This is a genomic window from Fusibacter sp. QWL-12 (assembly GCF_058683495.1).
Genome location: NZ_CM178745.1, coordinates 1,510,070 through 1,527,634 on the forward strand (window position 1 = coordinate 1,510,070; position 17,565 = coordinate 1,527,634).

A 17,565-nucleotide genomic window follows, 5' to 3' on the forward strand; every position below is an offset into this window, starting at 1 on the left:
GCCTCCTAGATTATGAATTTTTCTTGTAACTTGTCAACGATAGCAATCGCCAATTCTTTTGGCGTACCTTCAACGACTTTACCAGCTGATTTTGCGCCTTTAGTAAACGATTTTTTAACCTTTGTCGGCGAACCCTTAAGACCCATTTTTTCAACTGGAGCATCGATTTCTGCAAAGCCCCATGTTTCGATTTCAAGTGTTCTGTGTGCGTCGATTAAGCCCTTAATAGACATATATCTCGCCTCGTTTAGTTCAGCCAAAGCCGTAATTAAGCATGGATAAGCTACTTTAATCTTTTGGAAACCATCTTCAAAGCTTCTTTTTACAACAGCATGATCACCGTGGTGCTCAAATGCCGATACATATGAAATTTGTGGTAAAGCCAAATGTTCTGCAATTTGTGGTCCAACTTGTGCTGTATCACCATCAATCGCTTGTCTACCTGTGATTACTAAATCAAAATCTATCTTTTTAAGTGCAGCCGCAATTGTTGTTGATGTTGCCAATGTGTCGGCGCCTGCAAATACTCTATCTGTTAATAAGATCACGCGATCTGCACCCATAGCATAAGCTTCTTGAAGAGCAACTTTAGCTTGTGGTGGTCCCATTGTAATAACGGTTACATGTGCACCGTATTGATCTTTTAATCTTAATGCTGCTTCTAATCCAGCTTTATCATCTGGATTGATGATACTTGGAACGCCATCACGAATCAATGTACCCGTCTTTGGATCAAGACGTACTTCGTTCGTATCTGGTACTTGTTTTATACATACAACAATTTTCATCGTTTTCCCTCCATTTACACAGACTATTTCAATTCAGCTGCTGAGATAACCATTCTTTGAACTTCACTTGTACCTTCATAGATCTCAGTGATTTTCGCGTCTCTCATCATTCTTTCAACTGGGTATTCACGGGTATAACCGTAACCACCATGTAGTTGAACCGCTTTAGTCGTAACTTCCATTGCAACTTCTGAAGCATATAGCTTCGCCATTGCTGCATCTTGAGAATAATTCATCTTTTTCTCTTTTTTATACGCAGCGCTGTATACCAAAAATCTTGCCGCTTCGATTTTGGTTTTCATGTTTGCAATTTCAAATTGTGTATTTTGGAAGGCAGCAATAGGTCTGCCAAATTGTTTTCTTTCTTTTACATATTTAACAGTTTCATTATAAGCGCCTTGAGCAATTCCAAGAGCTTGTGCTGCAATACCGATACGACCACCATCAAGGGTCATCATTGCAACTTTAAAACCTTTACCTTCACTGCCAAGCATGTTTTCTGCTGGAACTCTACAATCTTCAAAGATGAGCTCACAAGTACTAGAGCCTCTAATACCCATTTTTGCTTCTTTCTTACCAATTGTAAATCCTGGTGTGCCCGCTTCAACGATAAACGCTGAAATGCCTTTTAAGCCTGCAGAACGATCTGTCATAGCGATTACGATGTAAATATCTGCATAACCGGCATTTGTGATAAAGATTTTACTTCCGTTAAGGATGTAATAATCGCCATCACGAACTGCAGTTGTTTGTTGACCTGAAGCATCTGTTCCTGCATTTGGCTCTGTGAGACCGAATGCGCCGATTTTTTCACCTTTAGCAAGTGGTACTAGGAATTTTTGTTTTTGTTCTTCTGTACCAAATTCATAGATAGGTGCTGCACAAAGTGAAGTGTGTGCAGATAAGACAACTGATGTTGTGCCACATGCTACAGCAAGCTCTTCTACAAGGTTGATGTACTGCCAGTAAGTACCACCTGCGCCGCCGTAGTTTCTCGGAAATGGAATACCCATCATTCCGAGGTTTGCCATTTTTTTAACAGTTTCTGCTGGGAATCTTTCTAAATCATCTATTTCCGCAGCGATTGGTTCTACCTCATTTTTTGTAAACTTTCTGAACAGTTCACGCATCATGAGGTCTTCATTTGTCATTTCAAATGTCATTTTTGTCCCTCCGTTTGTTAATAATTTAACTTTGTAAAGCAAAAAAAATAAACTATCCCCATGACAATAGTTTAACACTAATACCTAAAAAGTCAAAGGTCATAATTCATTTTTTTAGTAAATTCACGGAATTTTAACAAACTTCAAAATGATTAACATAACGACTAAAACAAATGCAATATATAAGTAACTTCGAAAGCGATTAAACTTAAACATTCCCTTATATGGGTTGTCATAAAGTTTCTTATTTCTAAAAGAAAGATCGTCTTCAAAAACGTGATAAAGTGATTCATGAGTTGAGATAATTGCCTTAACTTCACCCGTATAATACGCATTAGCAACTTCATAATCCTTTAGTGGCACAAGTAGTCTGTATCCACCGCCTGAAATTGGCTCAACACGTGTTCTTATACCATTTTCAGCCATGTCTTTTTCAAAGTCTAAGAAATAAGTCTCTGAGGTTGCATCTTTTCTTACATCTAACTCCTGCCATTTATATAAATGTTCCATATAGCCTCCTCACCTCACTACTGTACTTTATAGACACTATTTGAAATGCGCTCCTTGACGTTTTGTCTGTAGCCCAACCAATCGATCATCTGTAGGATTTGATTAATGCTTTTATCGGCATTGAAATAGTAGATACTTCGAACCGGCATAGTAGTTTGCGTCGTATCAATCTGCATCGCGTATGCTACTGCTCTTTCTGGATTGGCGCTTAGCCAAATACAAGCACGGTAATAAGCATTGCTAAAAGCAGCCACCAAATCCGGATAAACCTCATAAGCGTCTTTTTGTACGATGACTGCTAGCTGATAGTCTTCCACTTCATCAAGGGTGACATAGTTGTTGTATTGCTCAAATTTTGGATTATCGAGATAAACTTCTTCAATCATCAACAAGTCATTTGCATTTGTTTGAACCATATTTTCCATTGTATCAATATAGGATAATGTGTAATCTCGATCTAGTATTAAACCTTTTAAGGCAAGGTCATGTGTTAGTCTTTTTATAGATGAAGAATACACGCCTTGATAACCAGACGGATCATAGACCTTAATGGACTTCCCCTGCACATCGTATAAGGATTGAATGCCTAAAAGCAAATGGTTATTGCCTTTTGCTACGCCAAGCAACTTATAGTCTTCTTGGGCGATTAAGGTATCAATTGCAAGTGTAAAAGGTAATACGGCTATAGAAGGCTCTTTGTTTTCCAAAGCCTCCTTTAAAGACTCGACATCATTATACAATTTATAATCGAGCGTTATGCCTTCAGTTAAAGTAGGCTGCTCATATAGTATTTTTGTAAGAGAATAAGCCGATAAGCCCTCAGCAGCTGCACATGTAATGTAGACGTTTTGACTTTCCTCACCAAAAACAGAATTGGAAATTTGAAGTGTGTACTCATCCGTATTTTCTGTACTGACTATTTCTGAATCAGGCGAACAGGCTACTAGACTGATTCCCATACAGATGAGTAAGAAAAAAATAATTTTGTTTTTTCCTATAAACACACAATCACCTCTCTTTGTATTTTGATTCTAACATAAAAAAAAGGCAGTCACAACAGCACCGCTATATGACAACCTTCTTTAATATATAATCACTTTCTAACTTTACAACTTCAAGCAAAACTTGATCGTCCTGAAGAATGTAATTCTTATCAATCAACAAATCAAGCTCACCAACATACTTTTCAATATGCGTCATTACTTGTTCGCTTTTTTGCTTCGATTTAAATCTTGAAAATGGATTAATGCCTACTGTCTTTCCAAGTGCGATAAACAATCTACCATTTCTCTTGAGAATGCGACTTGCTTCAGTTAACATCTCCCTGATGGTATAGTCTTTACCTGCAATCTCGCTGATAACAACTTTATCAACACTTTCCGAGGCAACCGTTTGGATTTTTGAAATCTGAATTTTTTCTTGATCCCCATAGTGAAGCTCTACAGCTTGATTTGACCATTCCAATATGATATCGACAGGCGAAAAATCGTAAGGGCTTGTCGTTTTGAATTCTGTTAATGTCATTCTATGTACTCCTCGTTTCAATATGCCTTAAAAATACCATATAGAGTTTGGAAATACAATAAAATCGGTGTTAATAATCTCATACTTTTTATTAACAGAATTTTTAATGAACTGACACAATTATTCAGTAAACTCTCATATCCAAGCAAATGTTACATAATTGTCTACATTTCCATCCGATTTGAGTCTGTTTATATACATTATTTGTCCAATTATAAATTATCAGGATTTTTCTTAAAGTAAATTCGATCAGATGAAGTCTTTGCAGCTTCTATAATGTGATCAATTTCCTCAAGCTTTGACTTTATCGCTTCAGCTGTTTCTTTTGGTACATTGAAGTAGAGGAATAAATCCTCAAACTTTCTAAGCGACAAGTTGAAGTTTTGATTGATTTCAATAAAGGTCTCTATGTTATGACTATTTGAAGCATTTTTAAACTGTTCTAGGTCAATTTCAATGATCTCAATTACATCTTCTTCTCTTTCAAACTCTCTAAGTGCTAATGGATAAGGTTTTATTCGCTCTAAAAAATAGCGTCCTTTTTTGTTGACATTATAAACATACGCAATTTCAGTATTGCCAATTAAAAAGACAACAAAACACATTTTAGAGTTAATAACGTAAACATCTGCACCCATCTGTCTCAGCTTAATATCGTGTTCCATCAGTTCTGCATTCATCAATTTTCGCATATAGACGCCTCCTTATATGATAAAGACAACAAGATAAACTGTTGATATTGCAATCGAAACAATCATTAAAGGAAAACCAATTTTCAAATAATAACCAAAGCTTAGTTTTTGTCCGTGCCTTGCGACCAAACCAGAAACGATTACATTAGCCGATGCGCCAACCAGTGTACCATTACCTCCGAGACATGCGCCTAATGCAAGTGCCCACCATAAAGGTGTCACATCGAGACCAGACATCGCCCCAAAGTTCTTGATTAATGGAATCATCGTAGCAACAAAAGGAATGTTGTCCAATACAGAAGAAGCAATTGCTGATACCCACAAAATAACCACCATGGTAAACATCATATTGCCTTCTGTAACTTCTAGAAGCTTAGAAGCAAGATATTCCATAACGCCAACCTCTTCAAGTGCACCTACTAGGATAAATAAAGAGATAAAGAAGAAAATGGTTGCCCATTCTATTTCTATAAAGATATCCTCAACATCGCATTTACTAATCAATAAAAGGACGGATGCAAAAAAGAGGGCAATTGTCGCCGACTCATAGCCAAGGTACTGATGTAAAACAAATCCTAGCACTGTACATAACAAGACAAAAATACTTTTTTTCATAAGAACAGGATCTTTTATCGCTTTCTTTTCATCTAGCTTTAAGATCTTTCTTTTGTTTTCGTCTGAAGCAACATAGTGAATTCTGTAACCAAACTTAAAAATAGCCATGGTAATAATAAAGATTACCACTACCACTGGTCCAAGTGCCACTAGGAAATCCATAAATCCTAATCCAGTTGCACTACCTATCATAATGTTCGGTGGATCACCAATTAGTGTAGCCGTGCCACCAATATTTGCGATCAAAATTTCAGGTACTAAAAAAGGAATTGGATTTAGCTCCAGAGTATCGGTTATAACCAAAGTAACTGGAACAATTAATAAAACTGTCGTAACGTTATCAAGTAGCGCTGAAGCAAAGGCGGTAATAACGCAAAAGTAGAGAATAATTTTCCATGGATCTCCTTTTGCAATTTTTGCCGCCTTAATTGCGACATACTGAAAAATACCGCTTTTCTTCATAATATTGACGATGATCATCATCCCAATCAATAAACCGATGGTATTAAAGTCAATATAATGTAGTGCTTTTTCTTGCCCCTCAATATTAAGTATTACCATTAAAAGCGCGCCAACCATTGCAACTGCAGTACGGTTAAGCTTTTCTGACATAATCAGTAAATACGTAACGAAAAAAACACCTATTGCCAATACAAGATGAAATTGCATACCCCCGCACACTTCCTATACTTTGTATTTCGAGTCCATACAATTGGACTCGGATAAATTTAATCATACGCTTCACATGAGTAAAAATCAAGTAAGTTTACGAGTTCTTTACTTTGTTTAGTATTTTAAGTGTTTGGCTTTGTTAATAAAAAATTTACATTTAATCTTTAATTATTTAAAGTTTTATTAGCTAGTTTTCCAGTAAATCTGCAGTCCTATCACTAAACTCCGGACGCCTTTTTATGATGATGTTAAACCAAATAAAGACAATAACACCCTTAAATATACTACTAATGGTGATACTCCACCATATTCCGTTTAAACCAAGTATGGTCATTTTACTAAAATAAATTGCCATTGGAATTCTGAGCAAATTAAATGCGATACTGGTTAAGGCAGCGGGTTCCGTTCTGCCGATCCCATTAAACGCACCTGAACTAGTAATTTCCACACACATAAAGAGCTGGGAAATTGCCAAAATTCTCAAGTAGTCTATCCCAAGTGGAATAGCAGCAGATTCTCTGATAAAGATCATAAAGAGCCATTTTGCGCCAAAGAATAATAGCAATGTATTAAACAAACCAATAACCAGCGCAATTTTCATCGAAGTAAAATAACCTTTAACCACTCTTCTGTATTGATTTGCGCCATAATTTTGTCCAACGAAGCTTCCCAGCGCTACTGCAAATCCAGTTGCAGTCATCCAGGTGATAGATTCAATTTGTGATCCCACTTTTTGAACCGCAATCGGGAGCGCACCATATTCCGCAATAATTCTTGCAATAACCATAGAAATTAAAGTAAATAAGGCACTTTGAAGTGCTGGTGGGAATCCCATTTTAACGATGGTAGCCACTTCGTCAAGATCTGGTTTTCGAATGAACTGAAAGTGCTTAAACAAACTGTGTTTAAAGCGAATGTTATAGACGAAAATCGATAGAACGACTGCCTGAGCAAACACCGTAGCAATCGCAGCACCTTTGACACCCATAACAGGAAAAGGACCCATTCCGTTAATTAAAACTGGGTCAAGCACCATGTTGATTACAAGACCAACCGCATTGATCTGAAACGGCAATTTGCTGTTCCCTCTACCGTTAAAAACCCCTGTCAGAACTTGATTTAAAAAGTTAAAAATCAAACCTGATACGACGATGATCAAATAGGCAATTGCCATATCTTCTACAACTGCATTATTCGTATTAAAAAAACCGATTAGTGGTCTTCTCAGTAATAAGATAGCCGAGGAATAGATCACAGCCACTACCGAACTGATAAACAAACCATTTCGTGCAACCTTTTGTGCCACATCATTCTTTCCTGCTCCAGTTGCCTGAGCTACTCTAATTTCTGTACCCGTTTTACCTAGAAAAATAAAAGCTTGTGATAGCCACATAAAAAATCCTGCGATTCCAACAGCTGCAACTGCATTAGAACCCAAGAATCCAATCCAAATCATATCGGTTAAATTATATGCCATTTGTATAAAGCTCGTTCCCATAATTGGGAGCGCCATTTTTACAAGCCCCTTAAGAATAGGGCCTCTAGTTAAATCCTGTTCCATTGTTATGTCCTCAACTTTTAGTCTTTCTCACATTATAGCAAATCTAGTTTTTAATAGACAGTACGTAAATCACAATCTTACTGCTAATTCCAAAATACAGATTGCAATCATTAAGAAACTCAACTAATACGTATTAAGTGTAACTTTTGTTTACAGTTTTTCGTACATTTATATTTATATGTATCGGAAACTTTACACTTTTTAATTTTTCTGTTCCTATCATTACCAGCCATGTAATACCTACGCATCTTTAACGATGGCGGATTTGCTTGTATAGATACAACTAAGGGCAAGAATAATTTATAATTGCCATGGCATTGTTTTTGCATTTTATAATAGGATGAAACCATTCAAAAGGAGTGCATTATGAGTATACATCCACAATTAACACAATTAATTGAACTTTCCAAAACCATACAGGCCTTGGCAATTAGAGATACAGCAATCGCTGTAACTAGTTTAGATACCTACATACACTATTTATCAGGAAAGCAACTCAACCATAGAGTCAAAATTGGAGATCCAGTAAAAGTCGGTTCTCTTGTTGAAAAAGCTATGACTTTAAAAGAAAGACAAATGGCCATTGTAGATGCAAGCTTATTTGGCATACCTTATGTTGGAACAGCACTTCCTATTTATGACAACGAGACCGGCAAGGTAATCGGTAGCCTGTTTATCGGTGAAAGCACCGAAAAGCAGGAGCTATTAAGAAATATGGCTAAAGAGCTAAGCAATAACCTTTCGGATATAACTGACTCAACAAAAAACATCTCTGATAAGGCTGAAGAATTTACGCGTTTTTCCAATCAACTGGCTCAATTGACAGAGCAATTTAACAACAAAATAGGTGAAGTTAACTCTTTTACTGCCATCATTCAAAACATATCAAAGAAATCAAATATGCTTGGAATTAATGCAGCGATTGAATCCGCTCGTATCGGTGAGCAAGGCAAAGGTTTTGCAGTAGTAGCTGAAGAGATCAGTAAGCTTTCTAAGCAAAGTAATGATTCTGTGGTATCCATTTCACAGATGACCAACTCTATCATGACTGACAGTCAATCATTAAAAGAAGAAACTCAGACGATGTACACACTTTCTGATGAAATCATGACAATTTTAAATACGCTTACTCAAAGCATAGAGTCCATCTATGGTATGGTAGAAGAGTTGACCAGCATATCAGATAGTTTGTAAGCGAATCCAAATATGAAGCTCTCTAAAAGTCGCAGAATTTAATGCGACTTTTTTGTCTTTTAGGTATTCAAAACATTTTTTCATAGAATTGACTTATATTCTTTATGGAAATGTAATGCACTGGTAACACGATTCAAGTATAATAAAGGTAGTTTGTTGATTCGGGTGTAACTTTAAGTTTACACATTTATTATGTCAACTGCAAAGTAGATCTTAAGGAGAAATTATGAATCGTTTTATTAAAAGACTTTTCGTCACTGTTTTACTAATTGCTCTTGCTGTAACAAGTATACCCGCAGATTTTGCAGCTGCTTTTGGGGATACTACAGGGCATTGGGCTGAATCCTATATAGATACAATCAAACCCCTTGGCGTTATTAACGGCTATCCAGATGGTACTTTTAGACCAGATACCTCTGTAAAGCGAATTGAGTTTATTGCCATAATTGTCAATGCACTTAAATTACCACTTAGAGCTGCAACGCCAAATGAATATTGGGGTGCACCCTATGCAGAGTCTGCGCTTACTTCGGGCTTAATTAAAGATACTGAGTATGGCGGCATTACAGAAAGCAGCCTAGAAAAATCAATTACTCGAGAAGAAATGTCCAGCATCGTCGTCAATGCATTCTACAGTAGAGGTAAAACCATAAGTGAAACACAAAAATCCAGCGCATTAAGCTCATTATCAGATTTCAATACGGTTTCAAGTGAGTATTACGATCAATCTGTCGCTGCCGTTGCACTTGGCATTATAAATGGTTATCCTGATGGTACGTTTGGACCTACAAAGACCGCTACAAGAGCACATGCCGCTGTAATGTCACAAAAGCTTCTCACTGAAATTGGCGTTCTACAAGGAAATACACCTACAGCCACTTACAGTGTCAGTGGAATAAAATTAGGTGACTCTTACGACTCGGTTATCAAACTCGCAGGTCAACCCGTTCGCGAAGACTCTAGTGAATACGGCTTTAAATGGCTGGTCTATCACAGTAACTATAAAAGCTATTACCAAATTGGCATTCAGAACAACAAAGTTGTTGCGCTCTATACTGCTTCTGACTTATTAAGTGGCAAGTCAAACGTCACAATAGGCCAAACCAAAGCAGAGGTTACCAAGTTATTAGGAACGCCACTGAGTTACATCCAAAAAGGTACAACGCAGTATCAGCAGTACAATACAGCTGAAACGGCTGTTTATCTAAAGGACAATGCCTATGTAACCGCTTATTTTGATACTACTTTGGGTGGAAAGCTCTTCGCTGTAAAAGTAGTGGATTATAGCGTTGAACAAGCTATGAAACGTCAATATGGCACAGCATCTGATGCACTCAGAATTTCGTATGAGAAGACCATTTTTGACTTAGCAAACGTCTTTAGAGTTTCAAATGGCAAACCGATTTTGGCTTGGCATGAGGGTCTAGCAAACGTGGCTAGAAAACACAGCAAGGATATGGCAGTTCGTTCTTTCTTCGATCACATTAATCCAAGTGGTTACTCGCCCTTTGATCGTATTTTAGCAGATGGTATCGATTATTCTGTAGCTGCTGAAAACATCGCTGCAGGATACACAAATGCTTTTGCAGCACACTCAGGTTGGGTAAATTCACCTGGACATAGAGAAAATCTATTAAGACAGATTGATTATCTTGGTGTTGGGATCTACATTGGTGGTGAATATGTCAATTACTTTACTCAGGATTTTATTACGCCTTAATTTTAATGGTGCCATCTTCAGTATTGATTCTTTATTCTAAAAACAAGAGCAACTCTATTGCAAATCTGCAGTAGGTTGCTCTTTTTGTATTATACTCTCTATTAAATCCTGTCAATGGATGTCCCGATTTTCTTCTTTAATTACCTCTTTCTTGACACGAAGGACAGACGCCAAAAATTTCTAATCGGTGCTCTAAAATTTTAAAGTGCGTTTGATTGCCAAGATCCTGTTCATAGGCTTTTAACGGACAGCCTTTGATAGAGGTTACTTTATTACACTTTACACAAATCAAGTGATGCTTGTGCTCCCTACGATTAAACTCATAGGTAGACTTATGTTCATTGCCAAACGAATTTCTTAAAACGATGCTCTGTTTAACAAACAAATCGAGTATTCTGTAAACCGTTGATAGGTTCACCTTATCTTCGTAGGCGTCATCCTCAAATAAGGCGATGTAGATACTCTCAGCAGTTACAGGTTCCTTGCAAGTGATTAGATACTCAATGACCCGACGTCTTTGAGTCGTATTTTTTATTTGATTGGCTTTAAATAATTCGACAATATTTTGATTCATAGTTGCCTCCTAACGTAGCTTTTTAATGATCATCGCTACTAGAAAGAAAATTGCGTTCACCATTACAATACTCGCCCCTGAAGGCAAGTTTAATACAAAGGAGCCAATCACTCCGATGATCACTGAAGCGACTGAAATAACTGTGGAAATAACGATGGTCGATAAAAAGCTTCTTGATACTTGTAGTGCAGTAACTGTTGGAAAAACAATTAAGCTTGAAATCAACATCGTACCAACCACTCTGATTCCTAAAACGATCGTAACTGCTGTTAATACAGCGATTAATGTATTCATTCGATTGGTATTGATGCCCATGACACTGGCAAATGATTCATCGTGTGTTATTGCAAACAAATCCTTATAAAATAAAACGATTGTACTGACAACCAATATTGCAAGTATGACAGATAGAACCACATCTGATTTGCTAATTAGAAGGATACTACCAAATAAAAAACTGAATAAATCAACATTGAACCCTTTGGACATACTCGCTATAAGGACACCAAACGCGACTGAAAAAGAAGACACCAAGCCAATAGCTGCATCCCCATGAAGCTGTGTTTTTTCATTTAATTTAAGTATCAGCATCGATGCTAAGATAACGATAGGAATAGATAAATATAGCGGTGATTGGTTGAGCAGTAAAGCAATCGCTACAGTAGCAAAGCTAACGTGTGCCAGACCATCGCCAATCATGGAAAATTTCTTTAATACTAAAAAAATACCGAGTAAAGAGCTACAGACTGCAATTAATATGCCCACAATGATTGCCCTTTGCATAAAACTATATTGAAGCGACTGAATAATCATATTAAAAACTGCCATCGTCGCCTCCTAAGAATGAAAATGCTTTGAGCCAAACGAAGAAGTAAATTGATCAACCGCATCATAAAACACAACTTCTCTGTCTAAAACCAGCATTTTCTTTGCATATTCTTGAATGCTCCCAAGATCATGGGAAACCAACAAAATAGTCGTACCATCTTTTTCATTTATATCTTGTATCAATCTATAAAAATCCTCACGAACCCTTGGATCTAGTGCGCTTGTCGGCTCATCCATAATCAAGAGTTCCGGTCTACCAACCAATGCTCTTGCAAGAAGGACACGTTGTTGCTGACCCCCAGATAAATCGCCTATTTTTTTATTCTTCAACGGTAGGATGTCAAGTCTTTCTAAAATAGAATCGATCAAAACCAAGTCCTCTTTGTTTAGAAATTTAGGCCTTTTTTTACCACTTAAAAGACCGATACCGACTATTTCTCTAACTTCCGCAGGAAACAACCGATCTGTCGTCAAAGCAATTTGAGGTAGATACCCCTTTTTAATGGTGTCCTTCTCATACTTTATAATTCCCTGTTCGTATGGAATCAGTCCAAGAAGTGCTTTAACAAGTGTTGTTTTTCCGGAACCATTTGCCCCTACTAGTCCCACATAATCGCCTCGTTTTATATCGAAGGATACGTGATCAAGCACTACATGATGACCATATTTTACAACTAGGTTACTCACTTCAATTAGCTTCATTTATATCCTAACCCTTCTTTCAATCTTTCTAAATTACCATACATAATCTCTAAATAAGTCGTTCCATTTGAAAGCTCTTCTTTAGAAATGTTATGTGCTGCGTGAAGTAATAGCATTTCAACTCCTGTCTCGTCTGAAATTACTTTAGCAACTCTTGGATCAATTAACTCTTCATAATAGATCGCCTTTGCTTTTGTGCTTGAAATAGTATCGATTAACTGTGCAATTTTTTGAGGCGTTGGTTCTGCATCAGGTGAAAAACCTTCATATGGAGAAACATTTTCAAGACCATAGCGATGAGCAAAATAACCCAAGGCAAAGTGCCCACCTGATAATATGGTTTTTGAGTCAAATCTTTCAACCGCTTCAACAATCGCCTGATCAAGTGCCTCTAAATCATGCGTAAGCTTTGATGCATTCTCATTAAAAAATGTTGTCTGCTCGGGTAACCTCTTTGAGAGTGCTACTTCTACGTTACTCACCATAATTATAGCATTATTTGGATCGAGCCAATAGTGCGGATCGGTTCCTTCATGATCATTTTCATCTTCATGATCTGCATCTTCTTCATGATCTGCATCTTCATGATCAGATGCAATCATATCAACGCCTACACTTGCATCAACAACCAATGTTTTAGACGGATCCAAGGTTTCTAGAACACTGGTTATCCAGGGCTCCATTTCAGCGCTGGTATAGATAAGAACATCCGCATCAAGCATTTTTAAAACATCCTGTGGCGTCGGTTCAAATGCATGTGGCTCCACACCTGGCGGGATGATGAGTGTCACATCCACGTTTTCACCACCAATTTCCTTAGTAAAATCATACTGAGGAAATAATGTCGTTACTACATTCAGTTGAGTGACCTCTTCTTTATTATTTTCAAGGGCATCACCCGCCCCAGTTATACCATTATTATCCGTTTCGTTTTGCGAACCATTGGCCTGGCATCCAGATAAAACCAGTATAAAGGTTAATAATATAGTCATTAATACCGTTTTCTTACGGTGCTTACGATCCGCATTTTTATGTTTAAGTTGAATCATTGTACCCTCCATTTTTCAAATTCATATATCCATCTTCAGACGTCAAGCCATCAGATTTTACAACAATAGAGATGATAGTTAATTAAAAATCGCAAATGCGATTGATTTGCATTTGCGATAATTTTATCACTTCTTATGAATTTGTCAATACCATCACTTGTTCTTTTTGCTTAACAAGTTTTTAATTTCCTCATCTGACAATGGGCGATAGTGTCCGAGCTTTAAATTTCCAAGCTTAATATTGAGAAATCGAACCCTTTTGAGTTTGACTACCTCATAGCCTAAAGCTTCACTCATACGACGGATTTGTCGATTCAGCCCCTGTGATAAAATAATGGTAAATGTCGTCGCATCTGATTTGTGAATTTTACATGGCAATGTCTTTTCGTGCTTCTTTTTAACTGGGTTATAGATAACGACACCCGACTGCATTTGCTCTAAAAAATCAGCATCAAATGCACGATTTAAGGTAACTCTATATTCCTTCTCATGACCATTTTCAGCTCTTAAAACTTCGTTGACGATACTGCCATCACTGGTTAAAAGAATTAACCCTTCACTCTCTTTATCCAGTCTTCCAATTGGAAAAATTCGTTCTTCATAGCCGATAAAGTCTATAATGTTGTTCTTTATATGCCTTTCCGTAGTACAGATAACGCCTTCGGGTTTATTAAAAGCGATATAGACGTGTTTCTTTTTCTGACCTATGCGTTTCCCAGCCACTTCCACACGATCCTGTTCACTGACTTGATCCCCGATAGATGCAACTCTGCCATTAATTTTAACTTTTTTTTGAAAAATCAGCTCATCTGCTTTTCGTCTTGAGCAATAGCCCGATGCACTGATGTAATTATTAATTCTCATGCTCACCTCAAAGGGAATATGGTTTTGCTAGCACTTCTCTTTCTTCCTCAGAATCTGCTTGATGGTAGCCGATATCTCTAATGACTTCCAGCTGTTCCATGAACACCTCTACGACATCCGGATCGAAATGGGCGCCTTTTCCCTCTAATATAATACCAATTGCAACCTCAAGTGTAAATGGCGGTTTATATACACGGCGACTTACCAAACCATCAAATACATCTGCAATAGCAATTATACGCCCAGAAAGTGGTATATCATCACCACTAAGTGCATTGGGATAACCACTGCCATCCCATTTCTCATGATGTGAAATGGCAATTTCCTTCCCTAAATGTAAAAACCCTAGTGAGCCGACATCTTTTTCAACTGCTTCTATCGCTTGTTTGCCATAGATCGTATGCTTTTTCATCTCTTCAAACTCTTCAAAGGTCAACTTTCCTTTTTTGAGTAAAATGGCATCTGGAATACCCACTTTTCCGATATCGTGTAGTGGACAAGACATGACAAGAAGCTCAACATACCGATCTGTTATCAGATGCTTGTATTTGTCGAGGCTTCTAAGACCGGTCGCAACCACTCTAGCATACTCTTTCACACGTTTAATATGCGCACCAGTTTCAGAGTCTCTAAATTCAGCTAAGCTTGCAAAGCTCATCATTGTCGCATGCTGTATCATCCTAACCTCATGTGTCCGTTCTTCAACCTTGTGCTCTAGAATTTCGTTCTGATCTTCAAGCGCCATCAGAGCAGTTCTAAGCTGCAGATGGGTTTTAACTCTTGATTTAACCTCTTCAATATTAAAAGGTTTAACGATATAATCCACCGCACCCAAATTAAACCCTTTGGTTTTGTTCTTGATATCTGATAATGCAGAAATAAACATAACTGGTACAGCATCATAGCTCTCAATTTTTTTAATCTTCTCAAGAACTTCATAGCCGTCCATATTCGGCATCATAATATCTAAGAGTATCAAATCAAACGGACATAGTTTGACGAGTTCAAGTGCTTCAAATCCTGACAAAGCAACCGATACATCGTATGCTTCACCTAAAATTTCAACCAATATTTCAAGATTCGTTCTCGTATCATCTACAATTAAAATCTTACATTTATTTAGGGCTTTCATAAACACGCTCCTCGTATTTGGATAACACCTCTAAAGCTTTATTAAACTCAAACCGTTTTATATGCTTTGCAATTGCATCGATAATTACCTTTTGATCTGGTACGAGGTCTTCTACTTCTAACTCTCTGATGATTTGTCGGCTGTCGATAGGTCGATGTAGCATCAGTGCCTCTTTTAGTTTTTCTAAGGATTTCATAAAGGAATCTTCTAAATTACTTGTATTCAATCGATTTGGTTTTGTAAGCTTCACGGAGGCTTCAAAAGGAATCTCTGACTGCTTATACCCCGCTGGAATTTTTACAGAGACTACAGTGCCCTTGGGTACATTGGCCATTATCTGAATTTCTCCTCCTAATTGCTGTACGAAGGATTTAGAAAGTGCAAGTCCTAATCCCATACCTTCAAACCTTCTGGAAGCACTTGCTTCCCCTTGTACAAAAGGTGAGAAGACTTTATTGACTAAAGCTTCACTCATGCCTTCCCCCGAATCCTTAACCGTCATCAATAAAAGATGGTCAGAACTCAAATAATCGAAACTGACACCAATCTCTCCTGTTTCTGTAAATTTAACTGCATTGCTGAGCAAATGAGACAGTACCTTTTCAACTCTCTTAAAATCAAGTACGAGAAGCGATGGTACCTGCTCAGAAAATACCACTTCAAAGCTTAACTCCTTATCTGCCGCCTCAAGTTCAAACTTTGTAAAGAGCTTTGAAAATGCCGACCTTGGTTGATCGACAATATCATCTATTTCTATTTCATCCTTCTCGATTCGAGCGTAATCCAATAGATCATTTAACTTATCCATAAGTAGATTCGATTGAAATTCAATAGTTTCTAAAAATCCCTTTGGTTTTTCATCCAGAATAATTTGCTTTAAAAGTGCGATAGAGCCAATAATACCATTTAAAGGGGTTCTTAGCTCATGGCTCATATTGGCTAAAAATTGTGATTTGGATGCATTTGCAGCTTCTTCTTTTCTTACGGACTCAAACAAACTAGCTTCATGTGAAATTCTAACTTCATAATTGGCTAAAATGGTAGCAAGTAGCTTCAACAAGTCAATTTCATCTGTTCGCCAGACCTTTATTTTTCTAACAGAGTCAAAGCCTACAAACCCAAGGCAAGTCTCCTTAAACATAACCGGTATGGTAATTATATTTTTAATCCCTTGGGAGATTAAGCTTTCTTTTTCAGCACCTCCGGGCATGGCTGACACATCATCATATCTAATACACTCACCTTTCAAGTGTGCTTCAACCCATTCAGGAAAATCGGAGAAAGGTATATTTTTGAGGTTATCAATCTGAGGTAAAATATCCGTGCCACACCATTCAAAAGCATTGTTCATCAGTTGGTTCTGGGCATCGTATTTAAAGTAATAGACGCGATCTATCTCATAAAACTCACCTATGCGTTCAAGCATTTGATTGATACTGTTACCGCTTTGCTCAATTGGGTTTCCCATTAACTCGATGGTCGTTTCTAACAAAGATAATTGTAAACCTGTATATGCTGCAATCTTCACTTCGTTTGCAACGCGATCACTTACATCTCTGATAATGCTTTGGAAATAGATTGGAACCCCTTTGCTACTTTTAACCAACTCAATATCTATCTCTACTGGGATAATATGACCATCCTTATGTCGAAATCTACGTCTATAGATACCTATATTCTCGCCATTAATCAACCTTTCCAGCATTGCTTGACTCTCGTCTAACTCAGCTGAAAGATCTCTATAGCTAAGAGAAATCAACTCTTCAGTTGAATAACCAAAGATTTCAGCCGCCTTTTGATTGGACACAATATGATGTCCAGATAGATCCAATAGAAAGATTGCATCATGACTCCGATCAAACAGTGCTTTATATTGCGTTTCTACATCTATCCACTTCATAAAATCACCTTACCTTGTGGTATGTACAACTCTGATTAAACTTATAGAATAACCATGATTATATCAAATAACTATGT

17 protein-coding genes are annotated in these 17,565 nt (G+C 37.3%); 2 read left to right on the top strand and 15 right to left on the bottom strand.

The genetic code is table 11. The features are described from left to right. Positions 1 to 5 precede the first annotated feature (5 nt). The 8 genes from AC4PID_RS07605 to AC4PID_RS07640 form a co-directional block, all read right to left on the bottom strand. Complete coding sequence (locus tag AC4PID_RS07605) at positions 6 to 788, bottom strand: electron transfer flavoprotein subunit beta/FixA family protein (RefSeq protein WP_492134973.1); 783 nt, start codon at positions 786 to 788, stop codon at positions 6 to 8. A gap of 23 nt (positions 789 to 811) precedes the next feature. Beyond that, positions 812 to 1,951: an acyl-CoA dehydrogenase gene (locus AC4PID_RS07610; protein ID WP_492134974.1), complete on the bottom strand. Its 1,140-nt coding sequence runs from the start codon at positions 1,949 to 1,951 to the stop codon at positions 812 to 814. A 123-nt stretch (positions 1,952 to 2,074) separates the two neighbouring features. Then, on the bottom strand, positions 2,075 to 2,461 hold the full coding sequence (locus AC4PID_RS07615) for a hypothetical protein (protein WP_492134975.1): 387 nt from the start codon (positions 2,459 to 2,461) through the stop codon (positions 2,075 to 2,077). A gap of 17 nt (positions 2,462 to 2,478) precedes the next feature. Further along, complete coding sequence (locus tag AC4PID_RS07620; protein WP_492134976.1) at positions 2,479 to 3,465, bottom strand: substrate-binding domain-containing protein; 987 nt, start codon at positions 3,463 to 3,465, stop codon at positions 2,479 to 2,481. A 61-nt stretch (positions 3,466 to 3,526) separates the two neighbouring features. Continuing rightward, positions 3,527 to 3,985 (bottom strand): hypothetical protein, encoded by a 459-nt coding sequence (locus AC4PID_RS07625; RefSeq protein WP_492134977.1) that lies wholly within the window; start codon positions 3,983 to 3,985, stop codon positions 3,527 to 3,529. A 212-nt stretch (positions 3,986 to 4,197) separates the two neighbouring features. After that, complete coding sequence (locus AC4PID_RS07630) at positions 4,198 to 4,677, bottom strand: hypothetical protein (RefSeq protein ID WP_492134978.1); 480 nt, start codon at positions 4,675 to 4,677, stop codon at positions 4,198 to 4,200. A 12-nt stretch (positions 4,678 to 4,689) separates the two neighbouring features. After that, the gene (locus AC4PID_RS07635; protein ID WP_492134979.1) at positions 4,690 to 5,961 is read right to left on the bottom strand and encodes an ArsB/NhaD family transporter; all 1,272 of its coding nucleotides are present in this window, start codon (positions 5,959 to 5,961) and stop codon (positions 4,690 to 4,692) included. 190 nt (positions 5,962 to 6,151) lie between these two features. Continuing rightward, positions 6,152 to 7,525 (bottom strand): MATE family efflux transporter, encoded by a 1,374-nt coding sequence (locus AC4PID_RS07640; protein ID WP_492134980.1) that lies wholly within the window; start codon positions 7,523 to 7,525, stop codon positions 6,152 to 6,154. A 366-nt stretch (positions 7,526 to 7,891) separates the two neighbouring features. Here AC4PID_RS07640 and AC4PID_RS07645 point away from each other — a divergent pair, with 366 nt between their 5' ends. Continuing rightward, on the top strand, positions 7,892 to 8,719 hold the full coding sequence (locus tag AC4PID_RS07645) for a methyl-accepting chemotaxis protein (protein WP_492134981.1): 828 nt from the start codon (positions 7,892 to 7,894) through the stop codon (positions 8,717 to 8,719). A gap of 226 nt (positions 8,720 to 8,945) precedes the next feature. Continuing rightward, positions 8,946 to 10,439 carry a CAP-associated domain-containing protein gene (locus AC4PID_RS07650; RefSeq protein ID WP_492134982.1) on the top strand — a complete coding sequence of 498 codons (1,494 nt, stop codon included), beginning with the start codon at positions 8,946 to 8,948 and terminating at the stop codon, positions 10,437 to 10,439. Positions 10,440 to 10,575: 136 nt separating this feature from the next. Here AC4PID_RS07650 and AC4PID_RS07655 read toward each other — a convergent pair whose 3' ends face one another. From AC4PID_RS07655 to AC4PID_RS07685, 7 genes are all read right to left on the bottom strand, one after another. After that, a complete protein-coding gene (locus AC4PID_RS07655) occupies positions 10,576 to 11,013 on the bottom strand; it encodes a Fur family transcriptional regulator (RefSeq protein WP_492134983.1) in 438 nt (145 codons plus the stop codon). Between the two features lie 9 nt (positions 11,014 to 11,022). Then, entirely contained in the window at positions 11,023 to 11,841 is an 819-nt protein-coding gene (locus AC4PID_RS07660; protein ID WP_492134984.1) for a metal ABC transporter permease, read from the bottom strand. 9 nt (positions 11,842 to 11,850) lie between these two features. Continuing rightward, the gene (locus AC4PID_RS07665) at positions 11,851 to 12,543 is read right to left on the bottom strand and encodes a metal ABC transporter ATP-binding protein (protein ID WP_492134985.1); all 693 of its coding nucleotides are present in this window, start codon (positions 12,541 to 12,543) and stop codon (positions 11,851 to 11,853) included. Then, positions 12,540 to 13,592 (bottom strand): metal ABC transporter solute-binding protein, Zn/Mn family, encoded by a 1,053-nt coding sequence (locus tag AC4PID_RS07670; RefSeq protein ID WP_492134986.1) that lies wholly within the window; start codon positions 13,590 to 13,592, stop codon positions 12,540 to 12,542. Before AC4PID_RS07670 ends, AC4PID_RS07665 begins: the two co-directional genes overlap by 4 nt. A 153-nt stretch (positions 13,593 to 13,745) precedes the next feature. Beyond that, positions 13,746 to 14,456 (bottom strand): pseudouridine synthase, encoded by a 711-nt coding sequence (locus tag AC4PID_RS07675; RefSeq protein ID WP_492134987.1) that lies wholly within the window; start codon positions 14,454 to 14,456, stop codon positions 13,746 to 13,748. A gap of 7 nt (positions 14,457 to 14,463) precedes the next feature. Next, the gene (locus AC4PID_RS07680; protein ID WP_492134988.1) at positions 14,464 to 15,588 is read right to left on the bottom strand and encodes an HD domain-containing phosphohydrolase; all 1,125 of its coding nucleotides are present in this window, start codon (positions 15,586 to 15,588) and stop codon (positions 14,464 to 14,466) included. Then, positions 15,572 to 17,488 carry a PAS domain-containing sensor histidine kinase gene (locus AC4PID_RS07685; protein ID WP_492134989.1) on the bottom strand — a complete coding sequence of 639 codons (1,917 nt, stop codon included), beginning with the start codon at positions 17,486 to 17,488 and terminating at the stop codon, positions 15,572 to 15,574. The genes AC4PID_RS07680 and AC4PID_RS07685 overlap by 17 nt, the downstream gene beginning before the upstream one ends. Between the last annotated feature and the right edge of the window lie 77 nt (positions 17,489 to 17,565).